The 14,904-nt window shown below is 73.1% G+C and carries 13 protein-coding genes; 8 read left to right on the forward strand and 5 right to left on the reverse strand.

All coding sequences use genetic code 11. From position 1 onward, the window contains the following. From cobM to cobC, 5 genes are all read left to right on the forward strand, one after another. Positions 1–825 carry a precorrin-4 C(11)-methyltransferase gene (cobM, locus tag ACSYGO_RS13380; protein WP_426676152.1) on the forward strand — a complete coding sequence of 275 codons (825 nt, stop codon included), beginning with the start codon at positions 1–3 and terminating at the stop codon, positions 823–825. Further along, entirely contained in the window at positions 822–2,135 is a 1,314-nt protein-coding gene (cbiE, locus tag ACSYGO_RS13385) for a precorrin-6y C5,15-methyltransferase (decarboxylating) subunit CbiE (protein ID WP_426676151.1), read from the forward strand. Before cobM ends, cbiE begins: the two co-directional genes overlap by 4 nt. Further along, a complete protein-coding gene (cobJ, locus tag ACSYGO_RS13390; RefSeq protein WP_460386746.1) occupies positions 2,132–3,823 on the forward strand; it encodes a precorrin-3B C(17)-methyltransferase in 1,692 nt (563 codons plus the stop codon). Before cbiE ends, cobJ begins: the two co-directional genes overlap by 4 nt. A gap of 244 nt (positions 3,824–4,067) precedes the next feature. Continuing rightward, positions 4,068–5,000, forward strand: a complete 933-nt coding sequence (locus ACSYGO_RS13395; protein WP_432174820.1) for a sirohydrochlorin chelatase — start codon at positions 4,068–4,070, stop codon at positions 4,998–5,000. Further along, on the forward strand, positions 4,990–6,120 hold the full coding sequence (cobC, locus tag ACSYGO_RS13400; protein WP_460386747.1) for an Rv2231c family pyridoxal phosphate-dependent protein CobC: 1,131 nt from the start codon (positions 4,990–4,992) through the stop codon (positions 6,118–6,120). Before ACSYGO_RS13395 ends, cobC begins: the two co-directional genes overlap by 11 nt. A 122-nt stretch (positions 6,121–6,242) precedes the next feature. Here cobC and ACSYGO_RS13405 read toward each other — a convergent pair whose 3' ends face one another. The 5 genes from ACSYGO_RS13405 to ACSYGO_RS13425 form a co-directional block, all read right to left on the reverse strand. Beyond that, the gene (locus ACSYGO_RS13405; RefSeq protein ID WP_426676147.1) at positions 6,243–7,148 is read right to left on the reverse strand and encodes an SCO1860 family LAETG-anchored protein; all 906 of its coding nucleotides are present in this window, start codon (positions 7,146–7,148) and stop codon (positions 6,243–6,245) included. 373 nt (positions 7,149–7,521) lie between these two features. Further along, positions 7,522–8,613, reverse strand: coding sequence for an amidohydrolase family protein (locus ACSYGO_RS13410; RefSeq protein WP_426676146.1), 1,092 nt, complete (start codon positions 8,611–8,613; stop codon positions 7,522–7,524). 35 nt (positions 8,614–8,648) lie between these two features. After that, a complete protein-coding gene (locus ACSYGO_RS13415; RefSeq protein WP_426676145.1) occupies positions 8,649–9,449 on the reverse strand; it encodes an amino acid ABC transporter ATP-binding protein in 801 nt (266 codons plus the stop codon). Further along, entirely contained in the window at positions 9,446–10,279 is an 834-nt protein-coding gene (locus tag ACSYGO_RS13420; RefSeq protein ID WP_426676144.1) for an amino acid ABC transporter permease, read from the reverse strand. The genes ACSYGO_RS13415 and ACSYGO_RS13420 overlap by 4 nt, the downstream gene beginning before the upstream one ends. Beyond that, positions 10,276–11,121, reverse strand: a complete 846-nt coding sequence (locus ACSYGO_RS13425) for a transporter substrate-binding domain-containing protein (protein ID WP_460386748.1) — start codon at positions 11,119–11,121, stop codon at positions 10,276–10,278. Before ACSYGO_RS13425 ends, ACSYGO_RS13420 begins: the two co-directional genes overlap by 4 nt. 268 nt (positions 11,122–11,389) lie before the next feature. Here ACSYGO_RS13425 and ACSYGO_RS13430 point away from each other — a divergent pair, with 268 nt between their 5' ends. From ACSYGO_RS13430 to ectB, 3 genes are all read left to right on the forward strand, one after another. Beyond that, positions 11,390–12,490, forward strand: coding sequence for a pyridoxal-phosphate-dependent aminotransferase family protein (locus ACSYGO_RS13430; protein ID WP_460389710.1), 1,101 nt, complete (start codon positions 11,390–11,392; stop codon positions 12,488–12,490). A 440-nt stretch (positions 12,491–12,930) separates the two neighbouring features. Beyond that, on the forward strand, positions 12,931–13,476 hold the full coding sequence (ectA, locus tag ACSYGO_RS13435) for a diaminobutyrate acetyltransferase (protein WP_432188779.1): 546 nt from the start codon (positions 12,931–12,933) through the stop codon (positions 13,474–13,476). 67 nt (positions 13,477–13,543) lie between these two features. Further along, complete coding sequence (gene ectB, locus ACSYGO_RS13440; protein ID WP_426676141.1) at positions 13,544–14,818, forward strand: diaminobutyrate--2-oxoglutarate transaminase; 1,275 nt, start codon at positions 13,544–13,546, stop codon at positions 14,816–14,818. Positions 14,819–14,904 lie beyond the last annotated feature (86 nt).

Below are 14,904 nucleotides of genomic sequence, written 5' to 3' on the forward strand. Positions count from 1 at the left end.
ATGGCCGAAGCCCCCACCGGCAAGGTGACGTTCGTCGGTGCCGGCCCCGGCGCCGCCGACCTGCTGACGTTCCGCGCCGCGCGCGCCATCGCCGAGGCGGACGTCGTGATCTGGGCGGCCAGCCTGGTGCAGGCCGAGGTCCTCGACCACGCGCGGGAGGGTGCCGAGATCCTGGATTCCGCGACGATGTCCCTGGAGGACGTCGTCGCCGTGTACGAGCGGGCCGCGGCGCAGGGACTGCGGGTGGCCCGGATCCACTCCGGCGACCCGGCGCTCTGGGGCGGCACGCAGGAGCAGGTCGACCGGTGCGCCGCCATCGGGATCGAGACGGAGATCGTGCCCGGCGTCTCCTCCTTCTCCGCGGTCGCCGCGATCGCTCGGCGCGAGCTGACGATCCCCGAGGTCGCGCAGTCCGTGATCCTCACCAGGCTCGGCGGCGGCAAGACGCCGATGCCGCCCGGGGAGGAGGTGCGGGAGTTCGCCCGGCACGGGACGACGATGGCGTTGTTCCTGTCGGCCGCGCGCAGCGGGCAGCTCGTCCGGGAGCTGCTGGAGGGCGGCTATCCGACGTCCACGCCGGTCGTGGTCGCCCACCAGGCGACCTGGCCCGAGGAGCTGGTCGTCAGGTGCACGATCGGCACCCTGGAGGAGACCGTCAAGGAGCACAAGCTGTGGAAGCACACGCTGTTCCTGGTCGGTCCGGCGCTCGACGCGAGCGGCACCCGCTCGCACCTCTACCACCCCGGTCACTTCCACGGCTTCCGCAAGGCCGACCCGCAGGCGCGCGCGGAGCTGCGCGCGGCACGGAAGAGCGGTTCGTCGTGATCACCGTCGTCGGTACGGGGACGGGGGCGCCGTTGCCCCCGGACGCCGAGGCCGCGCTCGCCGGGGCCGGGCTGGTGGTGGGCGCCCGCCGTCATCTGGCGGCGGCACGGCTGCCGGACGGGGTGGAGCGGATCGTCCTCGGGCCGCTGGCGCCCGCGCTGGACGCGATGGAGCAGTACGTGGAGAAACGCTCCGCGGAGCGGGCGGCGGGGTCCGCGCGGCCGGACGGGGCGGGACCGGACGGCACGCACGGCGACGGGGTCGTGGTGCTCGCCTCCGGCGACCCGGGGTTCTTCGGGATCGTGCGGGCGCTGGCCGGGCGGTTCGGGCCTGACCAGCTGGACGTGCACCCCGGAGTCTCGTCCGTCGCCACCGCGTTCGCGCGGCTCGGAGTGCCCTGGGACGACGCGGTGGTGGTGAGCGCGCACGGACGTGATCTGCGCACCGCGGTGAACGTGTGCCGCGCCCATCCGAAGGTGGCCGTGCTGACCGGCCCGGGCTCCGGGCCGGCCGAACTGGGCGCGGCCCTCGCGCACCGCTGCGGGACACGTGTCCTGGTCGTGGCGAGCGCCCTCGGCGACCCCGGCCGCGAACGCGTGGAGCGGGTGACGCCCGCCGAGGCCGCCGCCCGTGACTGGGGGACGGCGGTGAGCGTCGTGCTGTGCCTGGACGAGGCGCGCGCCCTCGGCCCGGTGCGGACCGTCGCCGGGCCCCGGCCGGGGCCGGACCGTTGGGCCCTGGACGAGAGCGAGTTCACCCACCGCGACTCGATGATCAGCAAGTTCGAGGTGCGGGCGCTCGCGCTGGCCCGGCTCGGTCCGCGCCCGGGCGACCTGGTCTGGGACGTCGGCGCGGGCTCCGGGTCCGTCGCCGTCGAGTGCGCGCGGTTCGGCGCCGCGGTCGCCGCGGTCGAGAAGACCGTGGACGGGGTCGGGCGGATCCGCGCCAACGCCGAGGCGCACGGCGTGGACGTACGCGTCGTGCATGGGGCGGCGCCCACGGTGCTGTCCGATCTGGACGATCCGGACGCCGTGTTCATCGGCGGCGGCGGACGTGAACTGCCCGCCATCGTCACGGTCTGCGCGCGGCGGGCCCGGCGTGCCGTGGTGGTGGCCATGGCCGCGCTGGACCGGGTGCCGGCGGCCCGCGACGCGCTCGTCGCCGCCGGGTTCGACTGCGACGGAGTGCTGTTGCAGTCGTCCCGGCTGGCACCGCTGCCCGGTGGTGTCGACCGGCTCGCCGCCACCAACCCCGTCTTCCTGCTGTGGGGTGTCAGGCCCCCGGCCCGTATCGAAGGAGTCCCCCAGTGATCGGCCTGATTTCCGCCACGGCGGCCGGCGCGGCGGCGCGTGACCGGCTGGCCGCGGCCTGGCCCTCCCGTACGCGGGTGTACGACGGGTCCGTCGCCGACGCCGTGCGGCGGGCGTTCGCGGAGTGCGACCAGCTCGTGTGCTTCCTCGCCACCGGCGCGGTCGTACGGCTCGTCGCACCGCTGCTGGGCGACAAGACGTCGGACCCGGGGATCGTGTGCGTCGACGAGGCGGGGCGCTTCGCGGTGTCCCTCGTCGGCGGTCACGGCGGCGGGGCGAACGAACTGGCCCGCGAGGTCGGCGAGGTGCTCGGCGCCGCGCCCGTGGTGACCACGGCGACCGACGCGGTGGGCGTCCCCGGTCTGGACACCCTCGGCTTCCCCGTGGAGGGGGACGTCGCCGGTGTCACCCGCGCCCTGCTGGACGGCGAGCCCGTCGGGCTGTCGGCCGAGCTGGCCTGGCCGCTGCCTCCGCTGCCGGTCACGGACGAGGGCGTGTGCACGATCCGGGTCACCGACCGGCTCGGGCCGGCCGCCGACCGGGAGGTCGTGCTGCGTCCGCCGTCCCTCGTCGTGGGCGTCGGCGCGTCCAGCGGCGCGCCCGTCGACGAGGTGCTGGGTCTCGTCGAGGACGCCCTGCGGGAGGCCGGGCTGTCGGTGCGGTCGGTGGGCGAACTCGCCACCGTGGACGCCAAGGCGGGTGAGCCCGGCATCGTCGGGGCCGCCGAGCGCCTCGGGGTGCCGCTGGCGACGTACGCCGCGGACGAACTGGCGCGCGTGGACGTGCCGAACCCGTCAAGCGCACCGCTCGCCGCCGTCGGCACCCCCTCGGTGGCGGAGGCCGCCGCCCTCGTCGGCGGAGGCGAACTCCTCGTCCCCAAGCGCAAGTCGGAACGCGCGGACGGGCGGCCCGCGATGGCGACCTGCGCGGTCGTGCGGCGGGTGGCCCGCGGCCGGCTCGCGGTCGTCGGTCTCGGACCGGGGGCCCGCGACCTGCTCACCCCGCGCGCCAAGGAGGAGCTGCGGCGTGCGTCGGTGCTCGTCGGGCTCGACCAGTACGTCGACCAGATCCGCGATCTGCTGCGCCCGGGCACCCGGGTCCTGGAGTCGGGGCTGGGCGCCGAGGAGGAGCGGGCGCGGACCGCGGTGGCCGAGGCCCGGCGCGGGCAGGCCGTCGCCCTGATCGGCAGCGGCGACGCGGGCGTGTACGCGATGGCGTCGCCCGCGCTGGCCGAGGCGTCCGACGACATCGACGTGGTCGGGGTGCCCGGGGTGACGGCGGCGCTGGCGGCGGGAGCGATCCTGGGTGCCCCGCTCGGCCACGACCACGTGTCGATCAGCCTCTCCGACCTGCACACGCCCTGGGAGGTCATCGAGCGCCGGGTGCGGGCCGCCGCCGAGGCCGACATCGTGGTGACCTTCTACAACCCCCGGAGCAGGGGCCGCGACTGGCAGCTCCCGAAGGCGCTGGCGATCCTCGCCGAGCACCGCGAGCCGCGGACACCGGTGGGTGTCGTGCGCAATGCGTCGCGTCCGGACGAGTCGAGCCGGCTCACCAGCCTCTCGGCGCTCGATCCGGCGACGGTGGACATGATGACCGTGGTCACCGTGGGGAACACGGCGACCCGTGACATCGCCGGCCGCATGGTGACGCCGCGCGGCTACCGCTGGCAGGAGACGGCCGGATGAGCCCGCGCTCCCCGCGGGCACGGGCCGCGCGCGCCGACGGACCGGCCCACCCGGCGCGGCCCGTCGGACGGGCGTCCTGCCGGCCCGGCGTCCCGGCATCCGAACCGCACGTCGCGAGCGGCCGGACCGCCGCCCGCACCAAGTCCGGCGGGCTCCGGCCGGCGGTCGCCGCCGCAGCCGGCGTCCCGCCGTACCAACCCGTTCCACAGGCCACCGAGGCTTCACAATCCGCCAAGGAGACATCGTGACCACCCCTGCCCCCGCCCTGCTCATCGCCGGACACGGCACCCGGGACGAGGCCGGAGCCGAGGCCTTCCGCGACTTCGTACGGGAGTTGGGCCGCCGCCACCCCGACCTGCCCGTCGCGGGCGGGTTCATCGAGCTGTCGCCGCCGCCGCTCGGCGAGGCCGTCGCCGAACTCGTCGGACGGGGCGTGCGGCGCTTCGCGGCCGTACCGCTGATGCTGGTGTCCGCCGGGCACGCCAAGGGCGACATCCCGGCGGCGCTCGCCCGCGAGAAGGAGCGGCACCCCGGCATCTCGTACACGTACGGGCGTCCGCTGGGCCCGCACCCGTCGCTGCTCGCCGTCCTGGAGCGGCGGCTGGACGAGGCGCTCGGCGGGACGGCGCGGACGCCGGAGGACCGTGCCGATGTGACCGTGCTGCTCGTGGGGCGCGGTTCCACCGACCCGGACGCCAACGCCGAGGTGCACAAGGCGGCCCGGCTGCTGTGGGAGGGCCGCGGATACGCGGGGGTCGAGACGGCGTTCGTGTCGCTGGCGGCGCCGGACGTGCCGTCCGGGCTCGACCGGTGCGTGAAGCTGGGCGCCCGCCGGATCGTGGTGCTCCCCTACTTCCTGTTCACCGGCATCCTCCCCGACCGGGTGCGGCAGCAGACCGAGGGCTGGGCCGCCGCGCACCCGGAGGTCGAGGTGCGCTCCGCCGATGTCATCGGCCCCGAGCCGGAGTTGCTCGACCTCGTCATGGAGCGGTACGAGGAGGCCGTCAGGGGCGATCTGCGGATGAACTGCGACTCCTGCGTGTACCGGATCGCGATGCCCGGGTTCGAGGACAAGGTGGGGCTCCCCCAGCAGCCGCACTTCCACCCGGACGACGACGGTCACCACCACGGACACCACCACGGTGGCCACGCGCACTCGCACTCGCATGCGCACTGACGGCGGGCACGGCGACGGTGCGGGCCGCGTGGACGCGCCCGGGGCGGACGCTCCGGCCGCGGGCGACGGCGGCCACGACCTGCGTCACCACGGTGACGCCGAGGTGCGCGACGACGGCTCCGCGCTCACCGATCTCGCCGTGAACGTCCGTGCCGGCACGCCTCCCCCGTGGCTGCGCGAGCGGATCGCCGCGTCGCTGACCGGGCTGGCGGCCTACCCGGACGGGCGGGCGGCGCGGGCCGCGGTGGCCGCGCGGCACGGGCTCCCGGTGGAGCGGGTGCTGCTGACCGCCGGGGCCGCCGAGGCGTTCGTGCTGCTCGCGCGCGCCCTGAAGGTGCGCCGGCCGGTGGTCGTGCATCCGCAGTTCACGGAGCCGGAGGCCGCGTTGCGGGACGCCGGGCACACCGTCGACCGGGTCCTGCTGCGGGCCGAGGACGGTTTCCGGCTGGATCCGGCGGCCGTGCCCGAGGACGCGGACCTCGTCGTGATCGGCAATCCGACCAATCCGACGTCGGTGCTGCACCCGGCCGCGTCCATCGCGCGGCTCGCCAGGCCCGGGCGGGTGCTGGTCGTCGACGAGGCGTTCATGGACGCGGTGCCCGGTGAGCGGGAGGCGCTGGCCGGCCGCACGGACGTCCCCGGGCTCGTCGTGCTGCGCAGTCTCACGAAGACGTGGGGACTGGCCGGGCTGCGCGTCGGGTACGTGCTCGCCGATCCCGGGACGGTCGAGGAGCTGGAGCGGGCCCAGCCGCTGTGGCCCGTGTCCACGCCCGCGCTCGCCGCCACCGAGGCCTGTGTGTCCTCCCAGGCGCTCGCGGAGGCCGCGCACGCGGCGCACCGGATCGCCGCGGACCGGGCCCATCTCGTGGCCGGGCTCCGGGAGTTCGCCTCCGACGGCCTGTACGTCGTGGAGCCCTCGGAGGGGCCGTTCGTGCTGGTCCGTATTCCGCGGGCGGCCGCGGTGCGCCGGCATCTGCGCGACCTCGGGTTCGCGGTGCGGCGCGGCGACACGTTTCCCGGGCTCGACAAGGACTGGCTCCGGATCGCCGTCCGGGACAGGACGACGGTCAACCGGCTGCTCCAGGCCGTCGATCGCGCGATCACGCTGTCGCGGGACTGAGGGATCTTCGCCCCCCGGCCCCGCGACGCCGGTGCCGGACGGGCCGGGAAGCCCGCCGGCACCCGGGGACGGGGTCGTCGTTCAGGCCGGCCCGACTCCTCGGCGGGGCCGCCCCGGCGGCCTCAGCCCCGGCGGCGACGGGCCAGGACCACCACTCCGGCGCCCGTGGCGAGGAGCGCCGCCGCCCCGGCGGCGATGTACGGGGTCGTGGAACTTCCCCCGGTCTCCGCGAGGTTCGCCTCCGCGGGCGCGCCCTGCGGCTTCACGTCGGCCACCGGGTCGTCGGGCTTGGCCGGTGCGGCCGGCGCCGACGGGGCCTCGCAGGTCGCGCCCGCGAGGGTCAGGGTGCCCTCGACCTCGGCCACGTTCAGCTTCAACGGGTTGATGGAGACCTTGAGTTCGAGGGCGGAGGCGGCGGCCGTGCGGGTCGTCGTCCGCGTCGTGGACAGGTCGAGGCGGACCTCTCCGACGCCGGGCACCTCGACCTTCGTCGGACCGCCCGCCGAGAGCGTCACCTTCTTGCCGAGCACGGTGACCGATCCGAGCAGGTTCGCGGTGGCGACGGGCTTCTTCCCCGCCTCGCACGTCGCTTTCGACGTCACCTGCTCGACCTCGATGACCGAGAGCAGGGGCAGTCCGGGGACATGGACCGCCGCGTGCGCGAGGGTGGTGGAGCCTTCGGCCTTGTCCGCGGACACGGTGGCCCGGGCGGTGGCGACGTCGGCGCGCAGCACGCTGAACGGGCGTCCTCCGTCGACCCCGTCCAACTGGGCGGTGAGCGCGGTCTTCTGCGCGCTCTGCGGTGCCTGGACCTCGTTGAGGGAGACCGCGAGCGGGACGTCGACGGTCTTGTTGAGCAGGGAGACGTCGAGTCCGGTGCGGAGCACGACGGCGCTCGCGCGACCGTGGTCGGTGGTCGCGTGGGCGGTGCCCGCGCCGGCCAGTGCCGCGGGACCGGCGGCGAGGGCGGTGGCGGCCGCGGTGGCGGCGAGACGGCGTGCGGGCAGGCGGAAGCTGTTGGTGTTCACGGGTGGGACCCCCAGGGGAGAAAAGCTCGGGACCCGGAAAGAATTGCGCACTGAGAGTGAACAGTCAGCGACCTTCCGCCACTTCACTCCAACGTGGGAATTCCGCGAACGCATTCGATTCTCCCGGCACGCTTGTTCCCCACCGTCACCCGGACCACCGCGCGGAGACGAAAGCGCCGGTCGGAGCGCCGGAGCGCGCGCAGGAGTGCACAACGAGCGGTCCGCCCCGCTCGTCACCGTCAGTCAACGGGCGGGGTGCCGGCCGACGAGCACGTGGAGGCCGCCCCGGGTCGGCGGACGGGCACCGGTCCACGCGGCCGGCGGGTGGACGCCGGCCGAGCCGGTCGACCGGGGTGGGCCCGAGGGCGCCGGGTCAGCCGACGACCCGCCCGTTCAGGACGACCCGCCGCGGAGCGGCGAGGACCCGGACGTCCTCGCGGGGGTCGCCCTCGTAGACCACGAGGTCCGCGGGCGCTCCCTCGTCGAGGCCGGGCCGCCCGAGCCAGCGCCGGGCGCCCCACGTGGTGGCGGAGAGGGCCTCGACGGGCGGGATGCCCGCGGTGACGAGCTCGGCGACCTCGGCCGCGACGAGCCCGTGCGCGAGGGTGCCGCCCGCGTCGGTGCCCACGTACACGGGGATTCCGGCGTCGTAGGCGGCGCGCACGGTGTCGTGGCGTCGTGCGTGCAGTTCTCGCATGTGGGCCGCCCAGCGCGGGTACTTGGCCTCGCCGCCGGCCGCCAGGCGCGGGAAGACGGCGATGTTCACGAGGGTCGGGACGATGGCGACGCCGCGCTCGGCGAACAGCGGGACGGTGTCCTCGGTCAGCCCGGTCGCGTGCTCGACGCAGTCGATGCCCGCCTCGACGAGGTCCCGGAGCGAGTCCTCGGCGAAGCAGTGTGCGGTGACCCGCGCGCCGAGCCGGTGCGCCTCGGCGATCGCGGCCTCGACGGCGTCGCGCGGCCAGCAGGCGCTCAGGTCGCCGGTGCCCCGGTCGATCCAGTCCCCCACCAGCTTGACCCAGCCGTCGCCGCGCCGGGCCTCCCGGGCGACGTAGGCGACGAGGTCCTCGGGTTCGATCTCATGGGCGTAGTTGCGGATGTATCGGCGGGTACGGGCGATGTGACGGCCCGCCCGGATGATCTTCGGCAGGTCCTCGCGGTCGTCGATCCAGCGGGTGTCGGACGGCGAGCCCGCGTCCCGGACGAGGAGGGTGCCGGCCTCACGGTCGGTGAGGGCCTGCTTCTCGGCGACGTCCGGCTCGACGGGGCCGTGGGCGTCGAGCCCGACGTGGCAGTGCGCGTCCACCAGGCCGGGCAGCGCCCACCCCTCGACGGTGCGGACGTCACGGGCTCCCGCCGGGCGCTCGTACGTGACCCTCCCGCCGACGACCCAGAGGTCGTCCCGGACGTCGTCGGGCCCGACGAGCACCCGCCCCCTCACGTGCAGCACCGCGCGATCGCTCATGCACCGCACCTTAGTTCGTGCCGTACGGGCGGGCGCTACGAGCCCTTTTCGGCCGCGTCCGGCGCCTCCTCCTCGACGTCCGCCATCGCGGGGTCGAGGAGCCGGGACAGGAAGTGGCGGGTGCGTTCGTGGCTCGGGGCACCGATGACCTGCGCCGGGGTGCCGTCCTCGACGATCACGCCGCCGTCCATGAACACGACCCGGTCGGCCACTTCGCGGGCGAACGTCATCTCGTGGGTGACGACCATCATGGTCATGCCCTCGTCGGCGAGCATCCGCATGACGGCGAGCACGTCGCCGACGAGCTCGGGGTCGAGTGCCGAGGTGGGCTCGTCGAAGAGCATCACCTCGGGGCCCATGGCGAGCGCGCGGGCGATGGCCACGCGCTGCTGCTGGCCGCCGGACAGCGAGGAGGGGTAGGCGTCCGCCTTCTCGGCCAGGCCGACACGGTCCAGGTCGGCCGCCGCGATCCGGGCGGCCTCGGCCTTGTCCCGCTTCAGCACGCGCCGCTGGGGCAGCGTGAGGTTCTCGGTCACCGAGAGGTGCGGGAAGAGGTTGAACTGCTGGAAGACCATGCCGATGCGGCGGCGTACGGCGTCGATGTCGACGTCGGGGTCGGTGACCTCGGTGCCGCCGACGAAGACCTGGCCCTTGGTGGGCTCCTCCAGCAGGTTGACGCAGCGCAGCAGCGTCGACTTGCCGGAGCCGGACGGGCCGATCACACAGACGACCTCGCCCTGCCGGATCTCCAGGTCGATGCCGCGCAGCACCTCGTTGTCGCCGAAGGACTTGTGCAGGTCGCGGACCTGGATCTCCGGAGTACCGCTTGCACTCATCGGGTGGCCTCCCCCGCCTTGGCCTCAAGACGTCGTACGACGAATCCGAGCGGCACGGTCACCAGCAGGTAGCACAGGCCCGCCACCAGGATCGGTGTGGAGTTGGCGGTCTGGCTGGCCAGGTCGCGCCCGAACTTGGTGAGTTCGCGCTCCTCCAGCGTGACGCCGAGGAACAGCACCAGGGAGGAGTCCTTGAACAGCAGGACCAGTTCGTTGGTGAGCGGCGGGATCACGATGCGGAACGCCTGCGGGATGACGATCGAGACCATGGCCCGCGCGTGCGAGAAGCCCAGGGAACGGGCCGCTTCCATCTGTCCCTTGGGGACCGCCTGGATGCCGGCGCGGATCGTCTCGGCCATGTACGCGGCCGACACCAGGCCGAGCGCGAGAGCGACCTTGCCGTAGGTGCCGCCGGGGATCTCCGTGCCCGGGAAGGCCAGCGGCACCGCGACACCGACGAAGACGAAGATCAGCAGGGCGGGCAGGCCGCGGAAGATCTCGATGTAGATGCCGGCGACCCAGCGGTAGGGACCCACCGGGGAGAGCCGCATCAGGGCGATGACCATGCCGAGCACGAGGCCGACGACGAAGCCGGACATCGTGTAGAGCACGGTGTTCTTGAGCGCCAGCGTGATGACGTCCGGGAACATCTGCTGGACCAGGTCCCACTGGGCGAACTGGTTCTTCAGACGTGCCCAGTCCGCCGTGGCCGCGAAGACGGCCACGGCGGCGATGAAGACGGCGTACTGGACGCCGCGCGACAGCGCGCGCTTCTGCCGGCGGGTCAGGCCGGACCTGCGGGGCTGGACCCGTGTGTCGGCACCGCTCATGAGGCGGACGGGGAGGCGGTGGCCGCGGACGCGTCGTACGGGCCGATCCACTTCTCGTAGAGCTTCTTGTACGTGCCGTCGGCCTTCGCGTCCTTGATCGCCTTGTTGATGGCGTCGACGAGCTCGGTGTTGCCCTTCTTGACGGTGAAGCCGTACTGCTCACCGGTGTTGAGGTTGTCGACGACCTTGAAGGCGTCGGCGGTGGCCTTGTCCTTCAGCCAGCCCTGCACGACCGGATAGTCGATGACGACGGCCTGGACCTGGCCGGTGCGCAGGCCGTTGATGACGGCGTCGGAGGACTCGAAGGAGACCGGGTCGAAGCCCTGCTTCTTCGCGTACTCCTCGCCGGTGGTCTGCGCCTGGGCGCCGAGCTTCTTGCCCTTGGCCTTCACGTCGGCGAGCGAGTCGATGCCGCTCTTCTTGTCGACGAGGACGGCCTGGGTGGCGTCGAAGTACGGGTCGGAGAAGTCGACGTTCTTCTTGCGCTCCTCGGTGATCGTCATGCCGGCCGCCGCGAGGTCGCACTGGCCGGAGTTGAGGAACGCGCCCGTCTTGAAGTTCTCGAAGGGGGTGTCGACGATGGTCTGCTTCACGCCCAGGTCCTTGGCGACCAGGTCGATCAGCGACACGTCGAAGCCCTGCACCTTGCCGTCGATCTCCGACTGGAAGGGCGGGTACGGGAGGTGGGTGCAGGTCGTGAGCTTGCCCGCCTTGACCACGGGGACGCCCTTGGCGGTGCCGCCGTCTCCGCCGTCCGAGGAACAACCGGCCACGAGCAGCAGCCCGGCCGTCGCGGTGGTGGCGGCCAGAATGCGCGTCCGGCGTCCGAGGACCGAGTTCACGGGGGACCTCCTGTGGGGGAACTGTGGGTTCCGATTATAAGGAAAGGTTTGGGTTGCTCAAACCAATCCGATGGCCACACGGCCGTCCGGCCTCGGATCCCGCGCCCGCGAAGGACCGTCCGGCCTCCTGTCACGCGTCCCGCGCGGGCGGCGACGGCGGTCCGGTCGCGGGGAAGACCTCCGGTTACGCTCACGACGAGTCCCCCCGCGCAGCCGTGCGGGAGGCACGCACCCGCGTACCGGACCCGTGAGCGAAGAGAGCACCGCCGTGACCCACCCCTTCCTGGACCTGGCGCCGCTGAGCGCCGCGCACTTCGCCTCGATCGAGGACCGCGTGGCCGGGCTGCTCTCCACCGAGCAGGACGTCGTGATCATGCAGGGCGAGGCGCTGCTCCCGCTGGAGGGGGCCATCCGCGCGACGGCCGGTCCCGGCACGACGGCGCTCAATGTGATCACCGGCCCGTACGGGCAGACCTTCGGCGACTGGCTGCGGGACTGCGGCGCGACCGTGATCGACCTGGCGGTGCCCTTCCACACGGCGGTCACCGCCGAGCAGATCCGCGAGGCCCTCGCCGAGCACCCGTCGATCGACTTCGTCTCGCTCGTGCACGCGGAGGCGGCCACCGGCAACACCAACCCCGTCGCGGAGATCGGGGAGGTCGTCCGGGAGCACGGCGCCCTGTTCTATCTGGACGCGGTCGCGTCGATCGGCGCCGAGCCGGTGCTGCCGGACACCTGGGGCGTCGACCTGTGCGTGATCGGGGCGCAGAAGGCGATGGGCGGACCCGCGGGTGTGTCGGCGGTCTCGGTGAGCGAGCGGGCGTGGGCGCGGATGGCCGCCAACCCGGCGGCGCCGCGCCGGTCGTACCTGTCGCTGCTGGACTGGAAGCAGCGATGGGTCGACGGCGGCCGCAAGGCGCTGCTGCACGCGCCGGCGCAGCTGGAGATGCTGGCACTGGAGGCCTGTGTCGAGCGCATCGAGGGCGAGGGACTGGGCGCGGTGATGGACCGCCACGCCTCGGCCGCGGCGGCGACCCGGGCCGGTGCGCTCGCTCTGGGCGGCGGACTCGAGCCCTACGTGTACGTGGCCTCCGACGCGGCGCCGGTCGCCACCACGCTGCGGGTGCCCGCCGGGGCGGACGCGTCCGCACTGGTCGCGAAGGCGCTGGCCGCCGACCCGGTGCTGCCGCTGGTCGCGGGCGGGGGTGCGCTCGCCAAGGAGATGATCCGGGTGAACCACTACGGGCCCGACGCGACGCGGGGCGTCGTCCACTCCAGCCTCGCGGGACTGGGGGCCGCGCTGGCCGAGTCCGGCTTCCCGGTGGATCTGGAGGGGGCGCGCCGGGCCGTGGCACAGGCCTGGGGCTGAGCTCCCGCCGGTTCCCCGGCGTCCGGCGGAGCGCCTCCGCCGGACGCCGTCCTGCCCGAAACGACCCGCGGTGCTCCGGAAGGGCGCCGGGAACGGGTCGGACGGAACACTCTCCGAAAAGAATTTCAGGGCCACTCCGTCCGCTTATCCATATATTAATCAAGCGCAGCTTCCCGTATTCTTCTGCCCGCTTTTCCTGGCCCTAAACGCAAAGATTTCGCGAACGCCAACCGGCGTAATTCGGGCAGGTCTCTTACACATTAAGCGCCTGTGACGCACTCCACAACGCACCCCTTTTGTGCGGTATTTTCCGGACAGAACCGGATCTAACGTCGCCTTTTCGCGCGCTCACGCACGGGCGCGTGATAACACACCGACGCGCCTCCCGTAACCCCTATCGGCGATGCAATTTCAGCTTTCCCTCGGTAAATTCAATTCGCATGACCGCCGCACAAGCAGACCTGCAAGCGGAATTCCGGGAAATGCCGGAGGGCCTTCGGATCGACCGTCCTGAGGTGGCCGACGGGGCCGCGCTCTGGCATCTCGCCAAGAACTCCGGAACCCTCGACCTGAACTCCTCGTACAGCTATCTCCTCTGGTGCCGTGACTTCGCCCGCACGTCCGCGGTGGCACGCGACGCGCAAGGGACGCCGGTCGGCTTCGTCACCGGGTACGTCCGCCCCGAGCGCCCCCGCACCCTGCTCATCTGGCAGGTGGCCGTCGACGAGGCGCATCGGGGACGCGGGCTGGCCGCGGCCCTGCTCGACGGCCTGACCGCCCGGCTCGCCGAGGAGAGCACCCAGGCGCCGACCGCCCTGGAGACCACCATCACCCCCGGCAACACCGCCTCCGAGCGCCTGTTCGCGTCATACGCCCGACGCCACGGCGCGACCGTCGAGCGCGAAGTGCTGTTCGGGACGGACCACTTCCCCGACGGACCGCACGAGCCGGAAGTGCTGCACCGCATCGGTCCGCTCTCCCTGTGACCCGCGCCGGCCTCCCTCCGAGACTTCGCCGATCCCCCTCCCCCCACGTTCCGAGGAGCGATTCGCTGTGACCATCACCCAGCCCGACCTGAGCGTCTTCGAGACCCTGGAGTCCGAGGTGCGCAGCTACTGCCGCGGCTGGCCCACCGTCTTCGACCGGGCCCGGGGCAGCCGGATGTACGACGAGGACGGCCACGAGTACCTCGACTTCTTCGCCGGCGCGGGGTCCCTGAACTACGGCCACAACAACCCCGTACTGAAACGGGCGTTGATCGACTACCTGGAGCGCGACGGCGTCACGCACGGCCTCGACATGTCGACGACGGCCAAGCGGGGCTTCCTGGAGACCTTCCAGAACCTGATCCTGCGCCCGCGCGACCTGCCGTACAAGGTCATGTTCCCCGGGCCGACGGGCACCAACGCCGTCGAGTCCGCGCTGAAACTGGCGCGGAAGGTGAAGGGGCGCGAGGCCATCGTGTCCTTCACCAACGCCTTCCACGGCATGTCCCTCGGGTCGCTCGCCGTGACCGGCAACGCGTTCAAGCGGGCCGGCGCGGGCATCCCGCTCGTGCACGGCACCCCGATGCCCTTCGACAACTACTTCGACGGCCAGGTCCCGGACTTCCTGTGGTTCGAGCGGCTCCTGGAGGACCAGGGCTCCGGCCTCAACCAGCCCGCCGCGGTGATCGTCGAGACCGTGCAGGGCGAAGGCGGCATCAACGTCGCCCGCCCCGAGTGGCTGCGCGCCCTCGCCGACCTCTGCGCCCGCCGCGACATGCTGCTCATCGTGGACGACATCCAGATGGGCTGCGGTCGCACCGGCGCCTTCTTCTCCTTCGAGGAGGCGGGGGTCGTGCCCGACATCGTCACCGTCTCGAAGTCCATCAGCGGATACGGCCTGCCCATGTCCCTGTGCCTGTTCAAGCCCGAGCTGGACATCTGGGAGCCGGGCGAGCACAACGGCACCTTCCGCGGCAACAACCCGGCGTTCGTCACCGCCGCCGCGGCCCTGGAGACGTACTGGACCGACGGCTCCGCCATGGAGAAGCAGACCCGCGCCCGCGGCGAGCAGATCGAGCAGGCGCTCATCTCCGTCACCGAGGAGAACCTGGCCGACGTCAAGGAGTACCGCGGCCGGGGACTCGTGTGGGGCCTGGAGTTCAAGGACAAGGCGCGTGCGGGCCGCGTCGCGCAGCGCGCCTTCGAACTGGGGCTGCTCATCGAGACGTCCGGTCCGGAGAGCGAGGTCGTCAAGCTCCTCCCGGCACTCACCATCACCCCCGACGAGCTGGACGAGGGGCTGCGCACCCTCGCCCGCGCCGTCCACGAGACGGCCGCCTGACCGCGTACGGCAGCCGTACGACGCGCCCACGGCCGCCGTACGCCCCCGCGTACGGCGGCCGTGCGCAGCCCGCACCAGCAGAGCAG

This window comes from Streptomyces krungchingensis, from assembly GCF_054729265.1.

Coding starts and splice junctions, on each gene's coding strand:
- cobM (WP_426676152.1), top strand. CDS start 1: ATGGCCGAAGCCCCCACCGGCAAGGTGACGTTCGTCGGTGCCGGCCCC.
- cobC (WP_460386747.1), top strand. CDS start 4,990: ATGCGCACTGACGGCGGGCACGGCGACGGTGCGGGCCGCGTGGACGCG.
- ACSYGO_RS13410 (WP_426676146.1), bottom strand. CDS start 8,613: ATGAGCGATCGCGCGGTGCTGCACGTGAGGGGGCGGGTGCTCGTCGGG.
- ACSYGO_RS13415 (WP_426676145.1), bottom strand. CDS start 9,449: ATGAGTGCAAGCGGTACTCCGGAGATCCAGGTCCGCGACCTGCACAAG.
- ACSYGO_RS13420 (WP_426676144.1), bottom strand. CDS start 10,279: ATGAGCGGTGCCGACACACGGGTCCAGCCCCGCAGGTCCGGCCTGACC.
- ectA (WP_432188779.1), top strand. CDS start 12,931: ATGACCGCCGCACAAGCAGACCTGCAAGCGGAATTCCGGGAAATGCCG.